General features: G+C 70.8%; 17 protein-coding genes. 6 read left to right on the forward strand and 11 right to left on the reverse strand.

Going from position 1 to position 22,463, the window contains the following annotated elements:
- Positions 1 to 287: 287 nt before the first annotated feature.
- From MOV08_RS12885 to thyX, 3 genes are all read right to left on the reverse strand, one after another.
- Positions 288 to 1,973, reverse strand: coding sequence for a ribonuclease J (locus MOV08_RS12885; protein WP_039632210.1), 1,686 nt, complete (start codon positions 1,971 to 1,973; stop codon positions 288 to 290).
- 114 nt (positions 1,974 to 2,087) lie between these two features.
- Positions 2,088 to 2,987, reverse strand: coding sequence for a 4-hydroxy-tetrahydrodipicolinate synthase (gene dapA, locus MOV08_RS12890; protein ID WP_039632212.1), 900 nt, complete (start codon positions 2,985 to 2,987; stop codon positions 2,088 to 2,090).
- Positions 2,988 to 3,210: 223 nt separating this feature from the next.
- Positions 3,211 to 3,957: an FAD-dependent thymidylate synthase gene (thyX, locus tag MOV08_RS12895; protein WP_205366910.1), complete on the reverse strand. Its 747-nt coding sequence runs from the start codon at positions 3,955 to 3,957 to the stop codon at positions 3,211 to 3,213.
- A gap of 251 nt (positions 3,958 to 4,208) precedes the next feature.
- On the opposite strand from thyX, the gene MOV08_RS12900 reads away from it, so the two are divergent.
- Together MOV08_RS12900 and MOV08_RS12905 are read left to right on the forward strand one after the other, a co-directional pair.
- Positions 4,209 to 4,448, forward strand: a complete 240-nt coding sequence (locus MOV08_RS12900; RefSeq protein ID WP_039632216.1) for a hypothetical protein — start codon at positions 4,209 to 4,211, stop codon at positions 4,446 to 4,448.
- A gap of 129 nt (positions 4,449 to 4,577) precedes the next feature.
- Positions 4,578 to 5,135, forward strand: coding sequence for a PH domain-containing protein (locus tag MOV08_RS12905; RefSeq protein ID WP_275307549.1), 558 nt, complete (start codon positions 4,578 to 4,580; stop codon positions 5,133 to 5,135).
- A gap of 66 nt (positions 5,136 to 5,201) precedes the next feature.
- Here MOV08_RS12905 and MOV08_RS12910 read toward each other — a convergent pair whose 3' ends face one another.
- The 6 genes from MOV08_RS12910 to eccD form a co-directional block, all read right to left on the reverse strand.
- A complete protein-coding gene (locus MOV08_RS12910) occupies positions 5,202 to 5,678 on the reverse strand; it encodes a tetratricopeptide repeat protein (RefSeq protein WP_039632220.1) in 477 nt (158 codons plus the stop codon).
- A 5-nt stretch (positions 5,679 to 5,683) separates the two neighbouring features.
- The gene (dapB, locus tag MOV08_RS12915; protein WP_275307550.1) at positions 5,684 to 6,436 is read right to left on the reverse strand and encodes a 4-hydroxy-tetrahydrodipicolinate reductase; all 753 of its coding nucleotides are present in this window, start codon (positions 6,434 to 6,436) and stop codon (positions 5,684 to 5,686) included.
- Between the two features lie 42 nt (positions 6,437 to 6,478).
- Positions 6,479 to 7,858, reverse strand: coding sequence for a M16 family metallopeptidase (locus MOV08_RS12920; protein WP_039632224.1), 1,380 nt, complete (start codon positions 7,856 to 7,858; stop codon positions 6,479 to 6,481).
- The gene (locus MOV08_RS12925; RefSeq protein ID WP_039632226.1) at positions 7,855 to 10,077 is read right to left on the reverse strand and encodes a polyribonucleotide nucleotidyltransferase; all 2,223 of its coding nucleotides are present in this window, start codon (positions 10,075 to 10,077) and stop codon (positions 7,855 to 7,857) included. The genes MOV08_RS12920 and MOV08_RS12925 overlap by 4 nt, the downstream gene beginning before the upstream one ends.
- 295 nt (positions 10,078 to 10,372) lie before the next feature.
- A complete protein-coding gene (gene rpsO / locus MOV08_RS12930) occupies positions 10,373 to 10,660 on the reverse strand; it encodes a 30S ribosomal protein S15 (RefSeq protein ID WP_039632228.1) in 288 nt (95 codons plus the stop codon).
- Positions 10,661 to 10,812: 152 nt separating this feature from the next.
- Entirely contained in the window at positions 10,813 to 12,276 is a 1,464-nt protein-coding gene (eccD, locus tag MOV08_RS12935) for a type VII secretion integral membrane protein EccD (protein ID WP_275307551.1), read from the reverse strand.
- Between the two features lie 254 nt (positions 12,277 to 12,530).
- On the opposite strand from eccD, the gene MOV08_RS12940 reads away from it, so the two are divergent.
- The gene (locus tag MOV08_RS12940; RefSeq protein WP_039632231.1) at positions 12,531 to 16,493 is read left to right on the forward strand and encodes a type VII secretion protein EccC; all 3,963 of its coding nucleotides are present in this window, start codon (positions 12,531 to 12,533) and stop codon (positions 16,491 to 16,493) included.
- A gap of 130 nt (positions 16,494 to 16,623) precedes the next feature.
- Here the strand turns inward: MOV08_RS12940 and MOV08_RS12945 are convergent, their stop codons facing one another.
- Positions 16,624 to 17,409 carry a WXG100 family type VII secretion target gene (locus tag MOV08_RS12945; protein WP_275307552.1) on the reverse strand — a complete coding sequence of 262 codons (786 nt, stop codon included), beginning with the start codon at positions 17,407 to 17,409 and terminating at the stop codon, positions 16,624 to 16,626.
- Positions 17,406 to 17,714: a WXG100 family type VII secretion target gene (locus MOV08_RS12950; protein WP_039632235.1), complete on the reverse strand. Its 309-nt coding sequence runs from the start codon at positions 17,712 to 17,714 to the stop codon at positions 17,406 to 17,408. Before MOV08_RS12950 ends, MOV08_RS12945 begins: the two co-directional genes overlap by 4 nt.
- A 240-nt stretch (positions 17,715 to 17,954) precedes the next feature.
- Between MOV08_RS12950 and MOV08_RS12955 the strand changes: the two genes are divergently transcribed.
- The 3 genes from MOV08_RS12955 to MOV08_RS12965 all read left to right on the forward strand — a co-directional run bounded on the left by MOV08_RS12955 (position 17,955) and on the right by MOV08_RS12965 (position 22,410).
- On the forward strand, positions 17,955 to 18,356 hold the full coding sequence (locus MOV08_RS12955) for a hypothetical protein (RefSeq protein WP_039632237.1): 402 nt from the start codon (positions 17,955 to 17,957) through the stop codon (positions 18,354 to 18,356).
- Between the two features lie 650 nt (positions 18,357 to 19,006).
- Positions 19,007 to 21,364, forward strand: a complete 2,358-nt coding sequence (locus MOV08_RS12960; protein WP_275307553.1) for an ATP-binding protein — start codon at positions 19,007 to 19,009, stop codon at positions 21,362 to 21,364.
- Positions 21,361 to 22,410 (forward strand): SUKH-4 family immunity protein, encoded by a 1,050-nt coding sequence (locus tag MOV08_RS12965; protein ID WP_275307554.1) that lies wholly within the window; start codon positions 21,361 to 21,363, stop codon positions 22,408 to 22,410. Before MOV08_RS12960 ends, MOV08_RS12965 begins: the two co-directional genes overlap by 4 nt.
- Positions 22,411 to 22,463 lie beyond the last annotated feature (53 nt).

Here is a 22,463-nt window from a genome sequence, read left to right on the forward strand (position 1 = left end):
GCGGTTCCGACTTTATCAGATCCTTTTTCGTTTCCGGGCCGCTTCCCGAGGGGCGCTACCAGCTTCGAATTCGGTTCCGATTTTCGTCGGAGGATTTTGCCTTTCGGCTGATTCCGACTTTATCAGATTGCTCTGGGTCGGAATTCCGCGGTCCGTGGGAGGCGGTCCGTACGCGCAGCGTGCGGCGCTTCCCGTTCTGGCGGAGCCGTAAACGTACTGGAGCGGGGCGCCTGGATGCAAATCCAGGCACCCCGCTCCTACTTGAGGACCTTCGTACGGACGGTCCGTCAGACCTCGACGACCACGGGGAGGATCATCGGGCGGCGACGGTAGTTGTCCGACACCCACTTGCCGACCGCGCGGCGGATCAGCTGCTGGAGCTGGTGGGGCTCGGCGATGCCGTCCTGGGCCGCCTTGGCCAGTGCCTCGTCGATCTTGGGGACGACTGCGCTGAAGTCCTTGTCGTCGATGCCCGAGCCACGGGCGTGGACGTTGGGGCCGCCGACGGTCTTGCCGGTGCTGCTGTCCACGACCACGAAGATCGAGATGATGCCCTCGTCGCCCAGGATGCGGCGGTCCTTGAGGTGGGCCTCGGTGACATCGCCGACCGAGAGGCCGTCGACGTAGACGTAGCCGGCCTGGACCTTGCCGGCGATCTTGGCGATGCCGTTGACCAGGTCGACGACGACGCCGTCCTCCGCGATGACGATGCGGTCCTTGGGGATGCCCGTCAGCGCGCCCAGTTCGGCGTTGGCACGGAGGTGGCGCCATTCGCCGTGAACCGGCATGAGGTTCTTCGGCTTGCAGATGTTGTAGAAGTACAGCAGCTCGCCGGCCGAGGCGTGGCCCGAGACGTGGACCTTGGCGTTGCCCTTGTGGACCACGTTGGCGCCCCAACGGCTGAGGCCGTTGATCACGCGGTAGACCGCGTTCTCGTTACCCGGGATGAGCGACGAGGCCAGGATGACCGTGTCGCCCTGGACGATGCGGATCTGGTGGTCGCGGTTGGCCATCCGGGAGAGGGCGGCCATCGGCTCGCCCTGGGAGCCGGTGCAGACCAGCACCACTTCGTCGTCCGGCAGGTCGTCGAGGGTCTTGACGTCGACGACCAGGCCCGCGGGCACGTTCAGGTAGCCCAGTTCGCGGGCGATGCCCATGTTGCGGACCATGGAGCGGCCGACGAAGGCGACCCTGCGGCCGTACTCGTGCGCCGCGTCGAGGATCTGCTGGATGCGGTGCACATGGCTGGCGAAGCTGGCGACGATGATGCGCTTCTGCGCGCTGGCGAACACCTGGCGCAGCACGTTGGAGATGTCGCGCTCCGGCGGGACGAAGCCGGGGACCTCGGCGTTCGTGGAGTCGGAGAGGAGAAGGTCGATGCCCTCCTCGCCGAGCTTGGCGAAGGCCGGGAGGTCGGTCAGCCGACGGTCCAGCGGGAGCTGGTCCATCTTGAAGTCGCCGGTGTGGACGACCATGCCCGCGGGGGTGCGGATGGCGACCGCGAGCGCGTCGGGGATGGAGTGGTTGACGGCGACGAACTGGCACTCGAAGGGGCCCAGACGCTCGCGGTCGCCCTCGGCGACCTCCAGCGTGTAGGGGCGGATCCGGTGCTCCTGGAGCTTGGCCTCGATGAGCGCCAGGGTCAGCTTGGAGCCGATCAGCGGGATGTCCGGCTTCTCCCGGAGGAGGTAGGGGACGCCGCCGATGTGGTCCTCGTGGCCGTGCGTGAGCACGATGCCGTCGATGTCGTCGAGGCGGTCCCTGACGGACGTGAAGTCGGGCAGGATCAGGTCGATTCCGGGCTGCTCCTCCTCGGGGAAGAGCACTCCGCAGTCGACGATCAGCAGCCGGCCGCCGTATTCGAAGACCGTCATGTTGCGGCCGATCTCGCCCAGGCCGCCGAGCGGGGTGACGCGCAGGCCACCTTCGGGAAGCTTCGGCGGAGCGCCGAGCTCAGGGTGCGGATGACTCAAAAGACTCTCCTCACCATGCGCGCCACGCTGCCGTCGAGGCACGTGGCGCGCATGACATTCGTGCACTTGCTATGTGGCGGTTGTTGTTCCGTATGCAGTTATGAAGTCTGTGTTCTAAAGCTGTACCCCGCCGGCGGCGAGATCGCGCTTGAGCTGCTCGGTCTCCTCGGGGGAGAGCTCCACCAGGGGCAGCCGCAGCGGGCCCGCGGGCAGGCCCTGCAGGTCGAGGGCGGCCTTGGTCGTGATCACGCCCTGGGTGCGGAACATGCCGGTGAACACGGGGAGCAGCTTCTGGTGGATCTCCGTCGCCTTGGTGACGTCACCGGTGAGGTGGGCGTCGAGGAGGGCGCGCAGTTCCGGGGTGACGACGTGGCCCACGACCGAGACGAAGCCGACCGCGCCGACCGAGAGCAGCGGGAGGTTGAGCATGTCGTCGCCGCTGTACCAGGCGAGGCCGGAGCGGGCGATGGCCCAGCTGGCGCGGCCGAGGTCGCCCTTGGCGTCCTTGTTGGCGACGATCCGGGGGTGCTCGGCGAGCCGGACCATGGTCTCGGTGTTGATCGGGACGCCGCTGCGGCCGGGGATGTCGTAGAGCATCACGGGCAGGTCGGTGGCGTCCGCGATGGCGGTGAAGTGCCGCAGCAGGCCCTCCTGCGGGGGCTTGCTGTAGTACGGCGTGACCGCGAGCAGGCCGTGTGCGCCGGCGTCCTGCGCGGCGCGGGCCAGCTCCAGGCTGTGCCGGGTGTCGTTGGTGCCGGCTCCGGCGACGACGAAGGCACGGTCGCCGACGGCTTCGACCACGGCACGGACCAGCTGGGCTTTCTCCGCATCGCTGGTGGTCGGGGACTCTCCAGTGGTGCCGTTGACGACAAGACCGTCGTTGCCGGCGTCCACCAGATGTGCGGCGAGCCGCTGCGCGCCGTCAAGATCGAGAGCGCCATCCGCCGTGAACGGCGTGACCATGGCGGTCAGCACCCGCCCGAAGGGGGTCTGCGGTGTGGAAGTCGGAGCCATGGGTCCCACGCTACTCGTAGGGCGCCGCGGGGTGTGCCGCTGGGGAGCAGGGATGTGGACTCCGGCACTGCCTGCTCGGGGGTTCAAGCAGTGCCGGGTCCGTTTGTTCAGCGTAAATGAACTTCTCAAAGTGCCGCAATCCGGACACTTCGGACGAGCTTTCCGGCGGCGGGGCAGCCCGCTCGCCGGCCCGGAAGGTACGGCGCCGTGCGCGCGCGGAGCGTTACGGAGCGATACGACCGTTCGCGTTGAAGGCGGCGTAGGTGAGGGGCATCAGCTTGGCCCAGTGGGCCTCCATCTGCTCGCCGACCATCTCGATCTCGCGCTGCGGGAACGAGGGGACCTTCGCCTGCTCGTGCTGCGTGCGCAGGCCGAGGAAGTGCATCAGGGAGCGGGCGTTGCAGGTGGCGTACATCGAGGAGTAGAGGCCGACGGGGAGCACCGCGCGGGCGACCTCGCGGGCCACGCCGGCGGCGAGCATCTCCTGGTAGGCGCCGTACGCCTGGCGGTAGGAGTCCTCCATGGCGCGGCCGGTGAGCTCGTGCTGCGCGGGGGTGCCCTCGACGAACTCGTACTTGCCGGGGCGGCCCTGCTGGACGAGCTTGCGGGACTCACCGGGGACGTAGAAGACCGGCTCCAGCTGGCGGTAGCGACCGGACTCCTCGTTGTACGACCAGCCGACGCGGTGCCGCATGAACTCGCGGAAGACGAAGATCGGGGCGCTGATGAAGAACGTCATGGAGTTGTGCTCGAACGGGCTGCCGTGCCGGTCCCGCATCAGGTAGTTGATCAGGCCCTTGGAGCGCTCCGGGTCCTTCTGCAGCTCCTCCAGGGACTGCTCGCCGGCCGTCGAGACCCGGGCCGCCCACAGCACGTCGCTGTCCGCTGCGCTGTGCTTGACCAGCTCGACCGTCACCTCGCTGCGGAAGCTGACGGGTGCGCTTTCGGCGCTGTCGGGGGTGTGGGACACCGGCGGTTCCTTCCATTCGATCCTCGTGCGCGTCCAGCCTACGGCCCGCCACCGACAGGCCGGGAAACGGCAGCTGATGCCGCGTTAGCGATGAATCCGTAACAAAACGGAAAAAGGAGGCCCTGCCTGCGAGTCGACGGGCGGTGGTTGATATTTTTCACAGAAGTAACGGAAAACGGGCACCAAAAGGACGCCTCAGTCGTCTTTCCCTGTGACAGTGCCCACTTCGAGGTTCCAAGGAGAGCCCCCTCATGTTCCGCCGGCGAGAGCCCGTCCCGTTCGCCTTCGTTGCCGAGGCAGACCGGTTCCGCAGCAATATCACTCCCCCGCCGCGCCCGCGTCCGTCGCGTGCGCAGCTCGTCGGCCAGTCCCTGATCACCCTCACCGTGGTGGGTGGTCTGACGGGCGCGCTGCTGTTCGGCCTGCCGGCCCTCCAGCAGGACACCTCCGGTTCGACCGGGGTGCACCAGTCCGAGGCAGCGCACCGCTGAGCCGGCGGTGGAGCGGGCCACCGGGGTTCCGCCCGGGTGGTTCCGCTCCGCCAGTCCCGATAGCCTCACCGCTCACAGCTTCCGTCGGCATGACGTCCGTGCTGACCAGCCCTGAGTGAGGACCCAGCCGTGCCCCTGCCCTTCCTGACGGCCGACCGTGCCCTCCAGGCCGACGGCCGTGCGGATCCCGTCCCCCCGCCGTCTCACGGGCCCGACCACTGGCGCCGTCCCTACCGCCCCGGACCGTGGCGCGTGGGGACGGCGGCGGTGTTCTTGCTGCTCGCCTCGTTCGTCCTGTTCTCCGCGCTGATCATCGCGCTGGCCGGGTCGCCGGCCGGGGCGGCGGTCTGCGCGGCGGTGGGGCTGGTGGTGATCGCGCTGGCACTGCGGCTGGTGCGGGTGGGCATCTGGGTCAGCGCCCAGGGGCTGCGCCAGGTGCAGTTGCTGCGCACCACGACCCTGCCGTGGTCCGCGGTCGCGACGGTCCGCACGGTCCAGCAGCCGGTGCGCTGGCTGGGCTGGCCGCGGACGGTGCAGGGCCAGGCCCTGCACGTCGAGCGGGTGCGCACGGAGCCGCTGCGGACCCTGCTGACGGATCACAACGCGGACTTCCTGGGCCGCCCGAGGACGTTCGAGCGGGCCGCCGATGTGCTGGAGGCGTGGGCGGCGGAGTACCGCGCGCGCTGAACACGACGACCGCCCGGGTCCGTACGGAACAGCCGTACGGACCCGGGCGGTCGTCGTGTGCGGGACTCAGGCGGTCCGGGCGGGCTCGGGGTCGCCGGGGACCGGCCTGCCGTCGTGCAGGGCGATGGCGCGCTGCATGGCCTTGCGGGCCCGCGGGGTGTCCCGGGCGTCCCGGTAGGCGACGGCGAGCCGGAACCATGTGCGCCAGTCTCCGGGCGCCTCCTCGGTCTCGGCCTGCCGCCGGGCGAAGACCGCGTCGGCCGCGTCCCGGTCGATCCGGCCGCCGGGGGTGCGCGCGATGTCGTCGAGCGGCAGGCCGCCCTCCGCCTCCAGCGCGCGGGCCAGCCGGTTCGCGTCGCGGGCGAAGCGGGTGTTGGCCCACAGGAACCAGCCGCCCAGGCACGGCAGTACGAAGGCCACCGCGCCCATGCCCATCGCCGCCGGCTCCCCGGTCATCAGGAGCAGCACGCCTTCCATGGCCACCACGCCGAAGACCAGCACCAGCACGGTGGCGAGGAAGATGTACGTGATCTTTCCACCCATTGCCGTCAGCCCAGATCGAGGAAGTTCTCCAGGCCCACCGTCAGGCCCGGGGTGTCCACCACGCGCCGCACGCCGAGCAGGATGCCCGGCATGAAGCTGCTGTGGTGCAGTGAGTCGTGGCGGATGGTGAGGGTCTCCCCCACGCCGCCGAGCAGCACCTCCTGGTGTGCCAGCAGGCCGCGCAGCCGCACCGAGTGCACCGGGACGCCGTCCACGTCCGCGCCGCGGGCGCCGTCCAGGGCGGTCCGGGTGGCGTCCGGCTGGGGCGGGCAGCCGGCCTCCGCGCGGGCCTCGGCGATCAGCTGGGCGGTGCGGGCGGCGGTGCCGGAGGGCGCGTCCGCCTTGTTCGGGTGGTGCAGCTCGATGATCTCGGCGGACTCGAAGAACCGGGCCGCCTGCTGCGCGAAGCGCATGGTGAGCACGGCGCCGATCGAGAAGTTCGGGGCGATCAGCACGCCCGCGCCGGGGGCGGCGTCGAGCCAGGTGCGCAGCTGCGCGAGGCGCTCGTCGGTCCAGCCGGTCGTGCCGACCACACCGTGGATGCCGTGCCGCAGACAGAAGTCGAGGTTCTCCATGACCGCGTCGGGGGTGGTCAGTTCCACCACGACCTGGGCACCGGCCTCGACCAGCGTCTCCAGCTTGTCGCCGCGGCCGAGGGCCGCGACCAGCTCCAGGTCGTCGGCGGCCTCGACGGCCCGGACGGCCTCGGAGCCGATACGGCCCTTGGCTCCCAGGACGGCCACGCGCAGCTTGCTCATCGTTTTCCGCTCTCTCTCGTGGTGGGGCGCCGGCGCTGTCGGCTAGGCGACAGCGTCCTCCAGACGGGCCGCCTGCCGGTCCTTCAGGGGGCCGATGACAGACAGCGAGGGGCGTGCGCCCAGGACATCACGGGCCACCGCGCGGACCTCGTCCGGGGTCACCGCCGATATCCGCGACAGCACCTCGTCGACCGACATGTGCTCGCCCCAGCACAGCTCGCTCTTGCCGAGCCGGTGCATCAGCGCTCCGGTGTCCTCCAGACCGAGGACCGTGGAGCCCCGCAGCTGGCCGATGGCGCGGCGGATCTCGTCGTCGGTGAGGCCCTCGGCCGCCACCGTGTCGAGCTCGTCGCGGCAGATCTTCAGGACGTCGTGCACCTGGTTGGGGCGGCAGCCGGCGTAGACGCCGAACAGCCCGCAGTCGGCGAAGCCCGAGGTGAAGGAGTACACGCTGTACGCCAGGCCGCGCTTCTCGCGGACCTCCTGGAAGAGGCGGGAGCTCATCCCGCCGCCCAGGGCGGTGTTCAGCACGCCCATCGCCCAGCGCCGGTCGTCGTTGCGGGACATCCCGGGCATGCCGAGGACCACGTGGGCCTGCTCGGTCTTGCGACCCAGGAGCTCGAACCGGCCGGCGGTGCGCAGGGTCCGGCTGCCGGCGCGCGGGGCGACCGGGGCGGCGTCCTGCCGGCGCAGCGCGCCGGCCTGCTCGAAGGCGCGCCGCACCAGGCGGACGACCTTGGCGTGGTCGACGTTGCCGGCCGCGGTGACGACCAGGTGGGTGGGGTCGTAGTGCTTCTTGTAGAAGCGGCGGATGCGGTCGGCGGTGAGCGCGTTGACGGTGTCCACGGTGCCCAGGACGGGGCGGCCCAGCGGGGTGTCGCCGAGCATGGTGTGCGCGAACAGGTCGTGCACGCAGTCGCCCGGGTCGTCCTCGGTCATCGCGATCTCTTCGAGGATCACCCCGCGCTCGGCGTCGACGTCCTCGGCCTCGATCAGCGAGCCGGTGAGCATGTCGCACACCACGTCTATGGCGAGCGGCAGGTCGGTGTCGAGCACCCGCGCGTAGTAGCAGGTGTATTCCTTCGCCGTGAAGGCGTTCATCTCGCCGCCGACCGCGTCGATGGCGGCGGAGATGTCCAGGGCGGAGCGCCGCTGGGTGCCCTTGAAGAGCAGGTGCTCCAGGTAGTGGGTAGCTCCGTTCAGGGCCGGGGTCTCGTCGCGGGAGCCGACGTGTGCCCAGATCCCGAAGGTGACGGAGCGGACGGTGGGCAGCGTCTCGGTGACCACGCGCAGCCCGCCGGGCAGGGTGGTGCGGCGGACCGTGCCGGCGCCCGCGGCGCCCTGCAGAAGCGTTTGGGTACGGGCGACGGCCCGCCCCTCCGTGGAGGTGCGGGCCGTCGTCGCGTGCGTGCGGGACGTCACTTGGCGGCGTCGTCCTTCGTGTCGTCCTTGGCGGCGTCCTCGTCCTCGATCACGGGGATCAGGGAGAGCTTGCCGCGCTGGTCGATCTCGGCGATCTCGACCTGGACCTTGGCGCCCACGCCGAGCACGTCCTCGACGTTCTCGACGCGCTTGCCGCCGGCCAGCTTGCGGATCTGCGAGATGTGCAGCAGGCCGTCCTTGCCCGGGAGCAGGGACACGAACGCACCGAAGGTGGTCGTCTTGACGACCGTGCCCAGGTAGCGCTCGCCGACCTCCGGCATGGTCGGGTTGGCGATGCCGTTGATCGTGGCGCGGGCGGCCTCGGCGGCCGGGCCGTCGGCGGCACCGATGTAGATGGTGCCGTCGTCCTCGATCGTGATGTCGGCGCCGGTGTCCTCCTGGATCTGGTTGATCATCTTGCCCTTGGGGCCGATGACCTCGCCGATCTTGTCCACCGGGATCTTGACGGTGATGATCCGCGGCGCGTTCGGGGACATCTCGTCCGGGACGTCGATGGCCTCGTTCATCACGTCGAGGATGTGCAGGCGCGCGTCGCGGGCCTGCTTCAGCGCGGCGGCCAGGACCGAGGCGGGGATGCCGTCGAGCTTGGTGTCGAGCTGGAGCGCGGTCACGAACTGCTTGGTGCCGGCGACCTTGAAGTCCATGTCACCGAAGGCGTCCTCCGCACCGAGGATGTCGGTGAGGGCGACGTAGTGGGTCTGGCCGTCGATCTCCTGGGAGATCAGGCCCATCGCGATGCCGGCGACCGGGGCCTTGAGCGGCACACCGGCGTTCATCAGCGACATCGTGGAGGCGCAGACCGAGCCCATGGACGTCGAGCCGTTGGAGCCCAGCGCCTCGGAGACCTGGCGGATCGCGTAGGGGAACTCCTCGCGCGTCGGCAGCACCGGCGCGATGGCGCGCTCGGCGAGCGCACCGTGGCCGATCTCGCGGCGCTTGGGGGAGCCCACGCGGCCGGTCTCACCGACGGAGTACGGCGGGAAGTTGTAGTTGTGCATGTAGCGCTTGCGGGTCACCGGGGAGAGGGTGTCCAGCTGCTGCTCCATGCGGAGCATGTTGAGGGTGGTGACGCCCAGGATCTGGGTCTCGCCACGCTCGAACAGCGCGGAACCGTGCACCCGCGGGATCGCCTCGACCTCGGCGGCGAGCGTACGGATGTCCGTCACGCCACGGCCGTCGATGCGCGTCTTCTCCTTGATGACGCGCTCACGGACCAGGGTCTTGGTCAGCGAGCGGTACGCGGCGGAGATCTCCTTCTCGCGGCCCTCGAACTCCGGGAGGAGCTTCTCGGCGGCCAGCGCCTTGACGCGGTCCAGCTCGGACTCGCGGTCCTGCTTGCCGGCGATGGTGAGCGCCTGGGCCAGCTCGGGCTTGACCGCGGCGGTCAGCGCCTCCAGGACGTCGTCCTGGTAGTCGAGGAAGACCGGGAACTCGCCGGTCGGCTTGGCGGCCTTGGCGGCGAGGTCCGACTGGGCCTTGCACAGGACCTTGATGAAGGGCTTCGCGGCCTCGAGACCGGCGGCGACGACCTCCTCGGTCGGGGCCTCGGCGCCGCCCTTGACGAGCTCGATGGTCTTCTCGGTGGCCTCGGCCTCGACCATCATGATCGCGACGTCGCCGTCGGGCAGCACCCGGCCGGCCACGACCATGTCGAAGACCGCGTCCTCCAGCTCGGTGTGGGTCGGGAACGCCACCCACTGGCCGTTGATCAGGGCGACGCGGGTGCCGCCGATCGGGCCGGAGAAGGGCAGGCCGGCCAGCTGCGTGGAGCAGGAGGCGGCGTTGATGGCGACCACGTCGTAGAGGTGGTCGGGGTTGAGCGCCATGATCGTCTCGACGATCTGGATCTCGTTGCGCAGGCCCTTCTTGAAGGACGGGCGCAGCGGCCGGTCGATCAGGCGGCAGGTGAGGATCGCGTCCTCGCTGGGGCGGCCCTCACGGCGGAAGAAGGAGCCGGGGATCTTCCCGGCTGCGTACATCCGCTCCTCGACGTCGACGGTCAGCGGGAAGAAGTCCAGCTGGTCCTTCGGGTTCTTGGAAGCGGTGGTGGCCGACAGCACCATGGTGTCGTCGTCCAGGTACGCCACGGCGGAGCCGGCGGCCTGCTTGGCCAGGCGGCCCGTCTCGAAGCGGATGGTGCGGGTGCCGAAGGAGCCGTTGTCGATCACGGCTTCGGCGTAGTGGGTCTCGTTCTCCACCAGGAATATCTCCTCGTCTGCGTCCGCTGCCCGTGTGGCAGGGGACCGTCTTCGGTGGAGCGCCGGTGCGGGCCGGTCTTCGATCGAAGCACCCGGAGTGGTGCCGCATGGAGTGACCATGCGCCGTCCGGGGGCCACTACCGAGGACCGGCGGCCAGGAGGCGCTCCTACCGCGTTCGCTTTTGCGATATGGCACCAGACTACAAAGGTTCCGTCCACCGCGCGGCGGTACGGCTGTCAGGTGCGTACGGCAAAGGGAGCGGCCCCCGGTGGGAACCGCTCCCTTTGTGGCGTCTTACTTGGCGCCCGCCGCGCCGCGGCGGATGCCCAGGCGCTCCACGAGCTGGCGGAAGCGCATGATGTCCTTCTTCGCCAGGTACTGGAGCAGGCGGCGGCGCTGGCCGACCAGCAGCAGCAGACCACGGCGGGAGTGGTGGTCGTGCTTGTGGGTCTTGAGGTGCTCGGTCAGGTCCGAGATGCGGCGGGAGAGCAGCGCGACCTGGACCTCGGGGGAGCCGGTGTCACCCTCCTTGGTGGCGAACTCGGCCATGATCTGCTTCTTCGTGGCGGCGTCGAGCGACACGCGTACTCCTTTGGGTTGTGATCCATGAGCGTCCCTGGATTTACGGCACAGGGAATCTTGGATGACTCGAATGGACCGTCACACAGCGTACCAGCTGGAAACGGCCCCCCGACCGGGTGGTCGGGGGGCCGTCCTGCGGGCGGTGCCGCGCGCTAGCTGCTGGTGAGGCCGCGCACGGTGCCGTACACGTCGAGGACCGCCAGGCACAGCGGCACCAGGGACAGCAGGGCTAGGCCGTCGAAGATGTCGAGGATCCGGCCCCAGAAGGGGGTGACGCCCTTCTTCGGGACGACCAGGCCGACGCCGACGAGGATCGCCGCGCCCGCCGCGATGCTGGTGGAGAACCAGACCGTGCGGATGTTCAGCGGACCGGAGTCCTGGAAGCGCTCCAGGGTGACGAAGATGTCCATCGGCGGGTGCAGCGCGATGCCCAGGATGAGCAGCACGATGGTGAAGATGCCGGCGATGGTCAGGCAGGCGACCTGGGTGGTGTAGTCGAAGAGCCGGGCGCGCAGCATGATCGTGATGCCCGCGGTCATGGCCAGCACCTGGGCCCAGACGTTGTCGGAGAAGCCGAGGACGATACCGGCGGAGCCGACGACCAGGGCGGAGCAGCCGGCGACCAGGCCGAGCAGGAGCTCGTGGCCGCGCTTGGCCTGGTTGCCGATCTTCACGAAGTCGACGGACTCGGTCTCGGAGCCGGACTCCAGGGCGCCCTTGACGATCTGGTCGGGCGAGCGGTAGCCGATGGGCAGGCGGGCGAACCGGGCGGAGAGGCTGGGCAGCCAGGCGACCATGGCGATGGAGACGACGGCGGTGACCGCGGCGACCTCGATCGGGGCGGCATCGGTGAGGATCGCGCCGAAGACCGCGACGGTGCCGACGGCGGAGAGGAAGGCGGCCGCGACGAAGGGCGCGTCACCGCGCGGGAGCAGCACCACCAGCAGCACCGAGGCGATCAGCACCGTCACGCAGCCGACGAGCAGGTGGAGCCGGCCCGGGCCGCCGCCGGTTTCCACGGGGAAGATGCCGGAGCCCGCGATGAGCAGGTGCGGCAGCGCCGACAGGCCCAGGGCGATCGACGAGGCGTGGTCGTCGTAGACCCGGGCGCGGACACCGGCCAGGGCCACCAGGACGACGCCCACCACGCCGGCGATGATGCCGGGGAGGCGGTGCATGTCGCGGTTGACCGGGTTGGAGAACCACAGCGCGAAGGCCATCATCACCAGCAGCAGCACGCCGGCGGTGAGGCCGACGACGCGCATCAGGTCGTCGCTCCAGCGGCTGCGGTTCTGCTTGACCGCGGAGGCGATGGCGTCCGAGACGTCGTCGAAGACCGGCAGCGGCAACGACTCGGCGAACGGCTTGAGCAGCAGCAGGTCACCGTCGAGGATCTGCTGCTGGGCCAGCGACTGCCCGGCGTCGAGCACCGTTCCGTCGCGGCGTACGAGGTGATATCCGGTCGGGGCGCCCTCGGCCTGGGACTGCCCGGAGAGCCGCAGGATCTCCGGATAGATATCGACGAGTGCCACGTCCTCCGGCAGTGCCACGTCGATCCGTGCGTCCGGCGCGGCGACTGTGACCCGGCAGAAGCCGGTGCCAGTGCTCGTGCTCACCTGGCGGTTCCCCCTATCCGTTGGGCGTTTTGTCGCGTCGCGCGCCCTATATATAAGGCCGTCCTGACGGGGCTGTGGCGCGCTCGCGGTGCGTCAGCGTACCGTCCGAACGGGGCACTGCCCCACCCACCCCTTGACTTGACGCGTAACAGTAGGATCAACGCCTGCGTCGGGCCAAGGACTTGGCTCGGGGGACCGTCGAATCCAACGGGGGCGGTCCGAGACTGCGAGATGCATGAAGGACTGATGCCTCGGTGAGCGTTGTCATCGTCAAGCGCCCGCCCCGGTCGCTTCCACCTGAAGTCCCCTCGGAGGAGGTGGTACTTGAGGCACCTCCGGAGCTTCCCCGCGAGGGCGAGCCGGAGAACCTGCTGATGACCTTCCTGCCCATGATGGGCATGGCGTCCTCGGCGGGCTTCCTGTTCATGGGGAAGCAGCCGTTCATGATGATCATGGGCGGATTCATGGTCGCCTCCACACTGGCGATGGCGATCATGCAGATCGTCAAGGCCCGCCAGGGGCCTTCCGGACAGATGCTCCAGGAGCGCCAGGACTACCTCAAGTACCTCGCCCAGAAGCGGAAAGAGGTGCGGCGTACCGCGCGCAGGCAGCGGGACGCGCAGCTGTTCACCCATCCCGACCCGAGCCAGCTGTGGTCCGTCGTGGCCGAGGGCAAGCGGGTGTGGGAGCGCCGGGCGAACGACCCGGACTTCGCCCAGGTGCGCCTGGGGCTGGGGCCCCAGCAGTTGTCCACTCCGCTGCGCGCGCCGGAGACCGCTCCGGTCGACGAGCTGGAGCCGCTGACCGCGCACGCGATGAAGGAATTCCTCGACAAGCACGGCCATCTGGAGAACCTCCCGCTGGCGGTGTCGCTGCGCGCCTTCTACCACCTGACCGTGTCCGGTGACCCGGACACCGTCTACGGCGCCTCGCGCGCCCTCGTCGCCCAGCTGTGCACGCTGCACTCGCCCGAGGACCTGGTGGTGGCCGTGGTGGCCGCGCCGGGTGCGCAGGCCGAGTGGGAGTGGACCAAGTGGCTGCCGCAGGTCCAGGACAAGACCACCGACGGCGCCGGTACCCGCCGGCTGGTCGTCGGCGACCTCGGTGAGATCGAGGAGTTGCTGGCGGACGAGCTGGACGGCCGCGGGCGGTTCAACCCGCAGGGCCCTCCGGTGACCGACACCCCGCACGTCCTCGTCGTGCTGGACGGCGGCGAGGTCCCGATGGACTCGGTGATCGCCGGGGCCGAGGGCCTGCAGGGCGTCTCCATCCTGGAGATCGTGCCGGGCGACCTGGACGAGATCCGCGGTGGTCTGGCCGTCCAGGTGTGGCCGGGCAAGCTGGTGCTGGAGTCGGCGAGCGGCGCGGTCTACAACGGCGTGTGCGACACCCTGTCGATCGCCGAGGCGGAGGCGCTGGCCCGTCAGCTGGCGCCGCTGCGGGCCGGTTCGGGTGCCGACGGCGAGGAACCGCTGCTGTCCGCGCTGGACTTCACCGACCTGCTCAACATCGGTGACGCCGGTGCGCTGGACGTCTCCAAGACCTGGCGGCCCCGGACGCTGTCCGAGCGACTGCGCGTGCCGCTCGGTGTCGACAAGGACGGCCAGCCGGTCATGCTGGACATCAAGGAAGCCTCGCAGCAGGGCATGGGCCCGCACGGCCTGTGTGTCGGTGCGACCGGTTCCGGTAAGTCCGAGGTGCTGCGCACCCTGGTGCTCGCGCTCGCGGTGACGCACTCCTCGGAGACGCTCAACTTCATCCTCGCCGACTTCAAGGGTGGCGCCACCTTCACGGGTATGGCGGAGATGCCGCACGTCGCGGCGGTCATCACCAACCTCGGTGAGGACGTCACGCTGATCGACCGCATGCGCGACTCGATCACCGGTGAGCTCCAGCGCCGTCAGGAACTGCTGCGCTCGGCGGGCAACTACGCGAACATCACCGACTACGAGAAGGCGCGTGCCGCCGGCGCTCCGCTGGACCCGCTGCCGTCGCTGGTGATGATCATCGACGAGTTCTCCGAGCTGCTCGCCGCCAAGCCCGACTTCATCGAGATGTTCATCCAGATCGGCCGTATCGGCCGTTCCATGGGTGTGCACATGCTGCTCGCCTCGCAGCGTCTGGAAGAGGGCAAACTGCGCGGTCTGGACACCTTCCTGTCCTACCGACTCGGTCTGCGGACCTTCTCCGCCGCCGAGTCGCGGACCGCGATCGGTGTGCCGGACGCCTACCACCTGCCGAACGTTCCCGGTTCCGGCATCCTGAAGTACGACACCGAGACGATGGTCCAGTTCAAGGCCGCGTACGTCTCGGGCACCTACCGCGGTCCGGGCGGCGGCGGTCGCGGCGGCAGCGGCGGCGGTCGGGCCAACCGACTCCCGGTGCCCTTCACGGCCGCACCGGTCGTCGAGCAGATCATCGAGGACCCGACCCCGATCGAGCCGGACACCCCCGAGATCGACGACGCGCTGGCCGACACCGTCCTGGACGTCATGGTCCAGCGGATGCAGGGCCAGGGCCCGCCGGCCCACCAGGTGTGGCTGCCGCCGCTGGAGGAGCCGCCCACGGTCAACCAGCTGCTGCCGGCCCTGGCGGTCACCCCCGAGCGGGGCGTGCACGCGCCGGAGTACACCGCGCTGGGCAAGCTCGTGGTGCCGGTCGCGCTGGTGGACAAGCCGTTCGAGCAGCGGCGTGACGTCATGTACCTGGACTTCTCGGCCGGTGCCGGTCACGGTCTGGTCGTCGGTGGTCCGCAGTCCGGCAAGTCGACGCTGATCCGTTCCGCGATGGCAGCGTTCGCGCTCACCCACACCCCGTCCGAAGTGCAGTTCTACTGCCTCGACTTCGGTGGCGGCGGCATGCTGTCCATGGAGGGCCTGGCGCACGTCGGCGGTGTCGCCTCGCGTCTGGACGCGGAGAAGGTCCGCCGTACGGTCGCCGAGGTCACCGGCATCCTCAACGAGCGCGAGGAGTTCTTCCGCTCCAACAACATCGACTCGATCGGCACGTACCGCCAGCGGCGGGCCGCGGGCGCCTTCCCCGACCAGAAGTGGGGCGACGTCTTCCTGATCATCGATGGTTGGGGCACGTTCAAGACCGACTACGAGCAGCTCGACCCGGTGATCCTGGACATCGCCAGCCGGGGTCTCGGTTTTGGTGTCCACCTGATCCTCGCGGCCTCCCGCTACACCGAGGTGCGCCCCGCCCTGCGCGACCAGCTCCTCAACCGCGTGGAGCTGCGCCTGGGCGACCCGATGGAGTCGGAGTTCGACCGCAAGCGCGCGGAGAACGTCCCGATGGGCAAGCCGGGCCGCGGCCTCTCCCCGGAGAAGCTGGACTTCCTGGCCGCGCTGCCGCGCCTGGACGGCATGAGCGACCCGGAGACCATCAGCGACGGCGTCGCCAACCTGGTGCAGACCGTCAACGAGCACTGGAAGGGCGAGCCCGCCCCCAAGGTGCGGATGCTGCCGACGATGCTGCACGCCAGCGACCTGCCCCGGGGCGGCGACTACCCGGAGCACGGCATCGCGATCGGTGTCGACGAGACCACGCTGTCCCCGGCGTTCATCGACTTCGAGACCGACCCGCTGCTGGTCATCTACGGCGACAGCGAGTCCGGCAAGTCCTCGCTGCTGCGCCTGCTGACCAAGCAGATCGCCGAGCGGTACCCGGCGGACAAGGCGCTCCTGGTGGTCTCCGACTACCGGCGCGCGCTGCTCGGCGAGCTGCCCGACTCGCATGTGTACAAGTACTGTGCCGCGGGGCCGCAGCTCCAGGAGGTCATCAGCGGACTGGCCGGTTCGCTGGGCCGACGGATGCCGGGGCCGGACGTCACGCCGGAGCAGCTGCGCAACCGCAGCTGGTACGACCTGCCGGACGCGTTCGTGGTCGTCGACGACTACGACCTGGTGGCGACCAGCAGCGGCAACCCGCTGCAGCCGCTGCTGGAGTACCTGCCGTTCGCCCGTGACCTGGGTCTGCGCCTGATCCTGGCGCGCAGCTCCTCGGGTGCCGGCCGGTCCTCGTTCGAGCCGGTCATGCAGCGTTCCAAGGAACTCGGTGCGCAGGGTCTGATCCTGTCGGCCGACCCGGGCGAGGGCCCGCTGATGGGCAACATCAAGGGCCAGCAGCTCACGCCCGGCCGTGGCATGTTCATCACCCGCAAGCGCGGTGCGCAGCTGGTCCAGACCGGCTTCCTGCCGCTCAGCGGCCAGTAACAGGCGGCCCGTACAACGGCGGTGGGGCGTCCCTCTCAGGAGGGGCGCCCCACCGCCGTTTTCGCTCTTCGGTTGTTCGCGTTGTTCGCGTTGTTCGCGTTGTTCGCGTTGTCCGCGCGCCGCCTTCGGGTCAGCCGAAGGCGCCGTGCTGGGTGACGTCCGGGCCGGGCGGGGCGGACGCGTCCGCGGCCCGGCCCTCACCGGACGCGGCGCCGGCGGCCTTCTCCGCCTTGTCGCCGGCCGGTGCGGCGCCCTTCGCCGGCGCCTTCCCGTCGGCCGCCTTCTCCGCCGCCTTCTCCGCCGCCTTCTGCCGCGCGGCGGCCTTCGCCTCCTGCTCCTCCGCCGCGCGCTGCGCCTCGGCCGGGTTCGTCCGGACGCCCTTGGCGATGCCCTCGCCGCCGCGCGTCGCCGCCGCGCCGTCCCGGGGCGTGCCGAACGGGTCGGGCCCGTGGGCCGCCGAGGACGAGTCCCACTGGTGCCGCAGCTGCGGGGCCTGGCTCTGACCGCCCCGGCCTCCGCGCTTGCCGAACGCGCCGCCGAGGCCGTTGGCGAGCTGGCCCAGCGCCATGAGGCCGTAGGCCATTCCCTGGCCCGACGACTGCGAGGCGGGCTGTGCGGCGCTCGCCGAGTCGCTGTCGTGGGCCCCGCCGGTGCTGTCCTCGTGGTGGTTGTCGGCGGCGTTCTGCAGGTCGGCCGCGGCCAGTTCGAAGACCGGCAGGGACTCGTCGACGGACCGTTTCAGCTGGTGCCACTCGGCGGCGAACGCCTCGCCCGCCGGGCCGTGCCAGTCGGCCGAGGCGGCGGCGCCGACGTGCCGGTCGAGGTCGCGGACGAGCCCGTCCAGGTGCTTGCCCATGTCCCGCCAGCCGGCCGCCGCCTCGTGCAGCGCATGGGGATTGCGTCGTGGTTCCGTCACTTGACGCTCCGCATCATCTCGACCAGCTCGTCCTCCGTGGCCTGGGTGTTCGCGGCGGTCTCCTTGATGCCGCCGCCGACCTCGGCCAGCCGCTGTTGGAGCTGTGCCAGGGCGCGCTCGGCCTCCTCGAACAACTCGCGGAAGGGCCGGGCCGCTTCATCGCTGCCGAAACCGTCCCTGAGCGCGTCGGCGTCCGTACGCCGTCTGAATGCGCTCAAGTGCCGGCTCAGTTCTTCCGCTCGAATCTCGAAGGTCGTACCGAGCTTGTGCAGCTCCTCGGTACTGAGCCGGACTTCATCGGACATCATTTCTCCCCGAATTGAATGACAGCGACCTGCTGTACATCGCCTCAGGTCTAGCACACCCGCAATAGGCCCGAAGCCCCTGGCGGAGTCGCTTGTGCACGAAGCGCGGAAGCGGCTCCGGAGCAATATCCGGCAATACCGACAACCCCTGCCTTGACGACCCGTTCACATCCGTCATTACACTCATGACGCCGGTGCAGCACGCGCGGTTGCTGTGCCACCACGTACAAGGGGGCAGACATGAGCAATGAGCGGCAGATCCAGGACGAGGACCTGATGGACGTCGCCCAGGACCATGAGCAGGCGGCCCGTCTGCGGAAGGCGCTGAAGGTGCTTGCGGAGAACCCCAAGGTGGGCGGCAAGCTCCAGGAGATGGCCCAGGAAGTGCTCTCCGGCCGGATGGGCATGAAGGAAGCCATCGAGACGCCCGGCTACATGGACGCGCTGGGCGACCGGATGAACCAGATCCGGCACGCGGCCGAGAACCAGACGGCGGCCGAGCGCGAGGAGTCCCGCGCGAAGTTCGCCGAGTGGCAGAAGAAGCAGGACGAGGAGGAGGACCGCGAGCGCGCCGAGCGCGACGGCCCGAGCCTCAACCTCGTCACCGGCCCCCGCCGCGGCGGCGGCCGCGGCCACCGCTGAACCGCACCCCTGCCCCCCACCCTGAAGACGAGACGATCCGCCCGCGTGGGCCGGATGACCCGGCATGATACGGGCGGATCGCGGTGATTGTTGGGGTTTTTGGTGGCTTTTCGATCCCGTTTTAACGGGATTCGCGGCGACTTCCCGTCGGCTTCTCGACGGCTTCTCGACGGCGTCCCGCCGGGACCCTCCGCGGGTCCCCCTCCCCGATCATCCGGCTTTTGATCTCCGTTCGGCATCATTCCGCGGCGCCCGGCGGCGTTCCGCATCGCGCGGCGGCGTTCTCCATCGCTCGGCAACACTCGTCCCTTACGGCTCGCTCGACGGAGATCCGGAGGAATATCACGCCGGACAACACCACGCCGATCCACCCCGAGTCGGGCAAGTGCACACGGGATAAGAACGCACCGGAAAAGCACACACCAGACAAGAGCGCGACATCGCGCAGAAATTGCAAAACGGGAATAAGGCCCACCTTTCCCTTGCGCCCCGACCTCCCCCTGCTCGCCCAGGTGCGGCGCCCTGTGTGCCGGTTCCGGAACAGCCGCCCCGCGGCCGTCCCCCGATTCCGGACCGGAACATAGGATCTAGCCAGTACTTGCACGGATCCACGGGAGTGGAGGGCGGGATCGATGGGGGACGAGGAAGTCATGAACGCCTCAGACGACGCGGCCGGCACTGCGGCCCGCTACGCGCCGCACCCGTACGTCGGGGGCCGCACCACCGCCCTCCGTGCCCTCGCCGCCTGGCGCATGCGGTGGCCCGGCGCACCGCGGGTGGTCGTTCTCACCGGCAGCCCCGGCAGCGGGAGTTCCCGCCTGGTCGCGGGCTTCCTGATGCTGTGCGACCCCGACTACCGCAAGCAGCTCCCGCTGGACGACCTGGACCCGGCGACGGTCCCCCCGGACCTCCCGGCGCCGGCCGTACCGAGCCCCCGGGGCCTGACGGCCGCGCAGGTGCTGTGGCTCCTCGCCGACCACCTCGGCCTCGCCGCCGGGCGCACGGCGGACGTCTTCTCCGAACTCGCCGCCCGCGAGGAGCCGCTGACCGTCGTCGTACCGGACGTCAACCTGGCCGGTCCGGTGCGCGCCGCCAACGAGCCGGTGCGCCTGGTGCGCGAGGTCCTGGTACCGCTCGCCGCGACGCCGACGGTGCACCTCCTGGCCGACGTGCCCCGTGAACTCGCCGCCGAGCTGGCCGGTGCACTGCCGCGCGGCCAGGTGCAGGTGATCGACCTCGACGCGCCCGAGTGGGCCGACCCCGAGGGCCTGGTCCTGCACGCCGAGACCGCGCTCACCCCGGAGGCCGGCGCCCCCGACCTCCCGTTCACCACCGACCCGGACGCGCGCCGGGCGCTCGCCGAGGCGCTGGCCCGGCGCGCCGACGGCAGCCGGCTGACGGTCCACCTGGCCGTGCGGTCGCTGTTCACCCACCCCGAGGGGTTCGATCCCGCCGACGAGGCGCAGCTGCCCCGCACCGTCGGCGACGTCCTCGACCTGCACGCCCGCCGCCTGGGCGCCGATCCGCTGACGCTCCGGCAGATGCTGGCGCCGCTGGCGTTCGCCGAGGGCGACGGGCTCCCGGTGCAGCTGTGGCACCCGTTGGCGAACGCCGTCGCCGGACGCGACATGGGCCGGGTCATCGCCGACGGGATGCTGCTCGCCGCCCCGTTCGTGGAGCCGGTGACGCTTCCCGCGGACGGCGGTGACGAGGGTGCGGACGCCGACGAGGGCGCGATGGACGGCGTTGCCGCGGGCCACCCGGAGGCGTCCGGGGATGAGCACACCTCCGGCGCCCCGAAGACCTCCGGTGACGCCCCCCGCACGCTGATCCGCCTGACCCACCCGGGCCTCGCCGCCGAGCTCCGCGCCGGCACGGCGGACCCCCGGGACGCCCAGACCAAGATCGCCATGGCGCTGCTGGAGGCGGTGCCCCAGCAGGACTGGTCCCAGGCCGACCCCTACGTCCGCGACTACCTCGCCGCGCACACCCTCGAAGCCGGTCTGCTCCCGCAACTCCTCACCGACCCGGGCCTGTTCACCCACGCCGACCCGACCCGGCTGCGCACCGCCGTCGAGGCCGTACCGCTCGACCAGTTGGGCGCACCGGCCCGTACGTATCTGCGCACCGCTCCCCTGCTCACCCGCTCCGAGGCCCCGCTCGACATGCGGGCGGCGCTCCTGGAGACCGCGTTCGTCGAGGACGGGCTGCTGCCGTACGCGGAGGCGCTGCACGGGCTGGGCCTGGACCTGCCGTGGCGCACCCTGTGGAGCCTGCCGCTGCCGGGCGTGGCCTCGGTGACGGCCGGGTTCCTGCCGGCGCAGGAGGGCACGGATCCGGCGGCGCCCGGTGGCACCCGGCGCCCCGTCGCCGCGCTGCTGGTCCCGGCGGGAACGCCCGGCTCCCGTCCACTGCCGACCGCGGACGCCCAGGAGCCGACGGCAACGGCGACGACTACGACTACGACTACGACTACGGATACAGCTGCGGATACGGCTGCGGCGGAGCCCGCGGCCCCTCCGTCCGACGCCGCTCCCGCCCCCGCGACCGCGCCCACCGCCCTCCTCCTCCACGACCTCCTCCGCCCGGTCCCGGTCGACGCCGACCCCGCGCGGGTGCTGCGCCCGTCGGAGCAGGAGCAGGCGGCGGCTCCGTACGGGTTCAGCTGCGGCGCCGACTACCTACGGGTGTGGGCCCGGGCGAGCGGAGAGGTGGTGACCGCGCTGATCTCCGACTCCCCGTTCCGGGACGCCGACCTCACCCCGGACGGCATCCTCCTCGTCGCCACCGAACGCGGTGTGACGGCTCGCCAGATCCTTGCCCCGGCACCCGCTGCGGCGCCTGCCCCGACACCGGACGCCGAGCCGACGGACGCCACCGACGCCGCCCACGCCACTGGAGCAACGGAGGCCGCCATCCCCGCCCAGGCCGCCGCGCCGACCACCGTCCCGTCCACCGACGCCGCCGCCCACGGCCGCACCCGCGGCCCCGAAGGAGACCACTCGTGAACACCCAGGCGCAGGCAGACCCCACCGCCCAGCCGCCGGTCGTCGGCCCCGGCAACACCGCCGTGGCGACCTATCTCGACCCGTCCACCGGCGAGGAGACCAGCCTCGCCAAGGTCTCCCGCCCCGGCCTGCCGCCCGCCGAGTACCAGCTGTTCGAGGAGTTGCGGCGGCAGGGCGTGGACGGTGCCGCGGTCCGCGCCGTCCACACCGACCTGCGGCCGGCGATGCTGCCCGGCGGCTACACCGGCGACTTCGTCCTCCGGGCCTTCCCCAACGCCGCGTTCTCCTGCACCACCGACTACGGCGCGCGCCCCGAGGAGCGCGCCGCGGGCATCGCCGGGCTGCTCCGGCACATCGAGACCATGCACCAGCTCGCGGGCCGGCAGGCGCCGCCCCAGCCGCATCGGGCGCCCGTTCCGCAGGCCGTCGCCCCCGCGCCGCCGCTGCCCGCCGCGGACCTCGGCGCCCACCTCGCCGAGGTCTTCGGCCCCGGCGGCGTACGGCGCCCCGACGCCGCGGCGCTCGGCGCCACCCGGCTTCCCGAGGACACCAGGACCACCCTGACCGAGGCCGGCCTCCCCGCCCAGGTGCCCTACTTCTTCACCGCCGACGACCCGGCCGCCCCGCCGGCCGGCGGCCTGTTCGCCGACGTCGCCGCCCACCTCCGGGAAACCGGGACGAACGCCCAGCCGCAGATCCTGGAGATCCTCTCCGGATACGTCCGCCTCGGCACCGACGGCCTGTACACCATCGCCGTCCAGTGCGTCGCACCGGAGGACGACCCGAGCCAGCTGGGCACCCTGTGGGCCGTCCAACCCGGTACCGGCGGCGCCCGCTTCGTCAACCGTTCCCTCGCCGCCCACCTGCGCTCGCTCGCCCTCCTGGTCACCACGCGCCGGCAGCTGGCGCACCTCGACCCGTACGCCTCGGGCGCCGCGGTCGCCGCCTTCCAGGAACAGCTCGTGGCCCTCGATCCCTGGTCCCTGGACGACGCCGACAACTGGTGGTCCCTGGTGACCGAGCAGATGTGGCACGGCCTGTTCTGACGCTCCGACTGGCCTGCGCCCGTACAGGTCGCCCTGCCGTCGACCTGCCGCGC

It is taken from the genome of Streptomyces yunnanensis, from assembly GCF_029011865.1.
Taxonomy (GTDB): domain Bacteria; phylum Actinomycetota; class Actinomycetes; order Streptomycetales; family Streptomycetaceae; genus Streptomyces; species Streptomyces yunnanensis.

Coding starts and splice junctions, on each gene's coding strand:
- MOV08_RS12950 (WP_039632235.1), bottom strand. CDS start 17,714: ATGTCCGATGAAGTCCGGCTCAGTACCGAGGAGCTGCACAAGCTCGGT.
- dapB (WP_275307550.1), bottom strand. CDS start 6,436: ATGAGCAAGCTGCGCGTGGCCGTCCTGGGAGCCAAGGGCCGTATCGGC.
- MOV08_RS12900 (WP_039632216.1), top strand. CDS start 4,209: ATGTTCCGCCGGCGAGAGCCCGTCCCGTTCGCCTTCGTTGCCGAGGCA.
- dapA (WP_039632212.1), bottom strand. CDS start 2,987: ATGGCTCCGACTTCCACACCGCAGACCCCCTTCGGGCGGGTGCTGACC.
- MOV08_RS12960 (WP_275307553.1), top strand. CDS start 19,007: ATGAACGCCTCAGACGACGCGGCCGGCACTGCGGCCCGCTACGCGCCG.
- MOV08_RS12955 (WP_039632237.1), top strand. CDS start 17,955: ATGAGCAATGAGCGGCAGATCCAGGACGAGGACCTGATGGACGTCGCC.
- MOV08_RS12910 (WP_039632220.1), bottom strand. CDS start 5,678: ATGGGTGGAAAGATCACGTACATCTTCCTCGCCACCGTGCTGGTGCTG.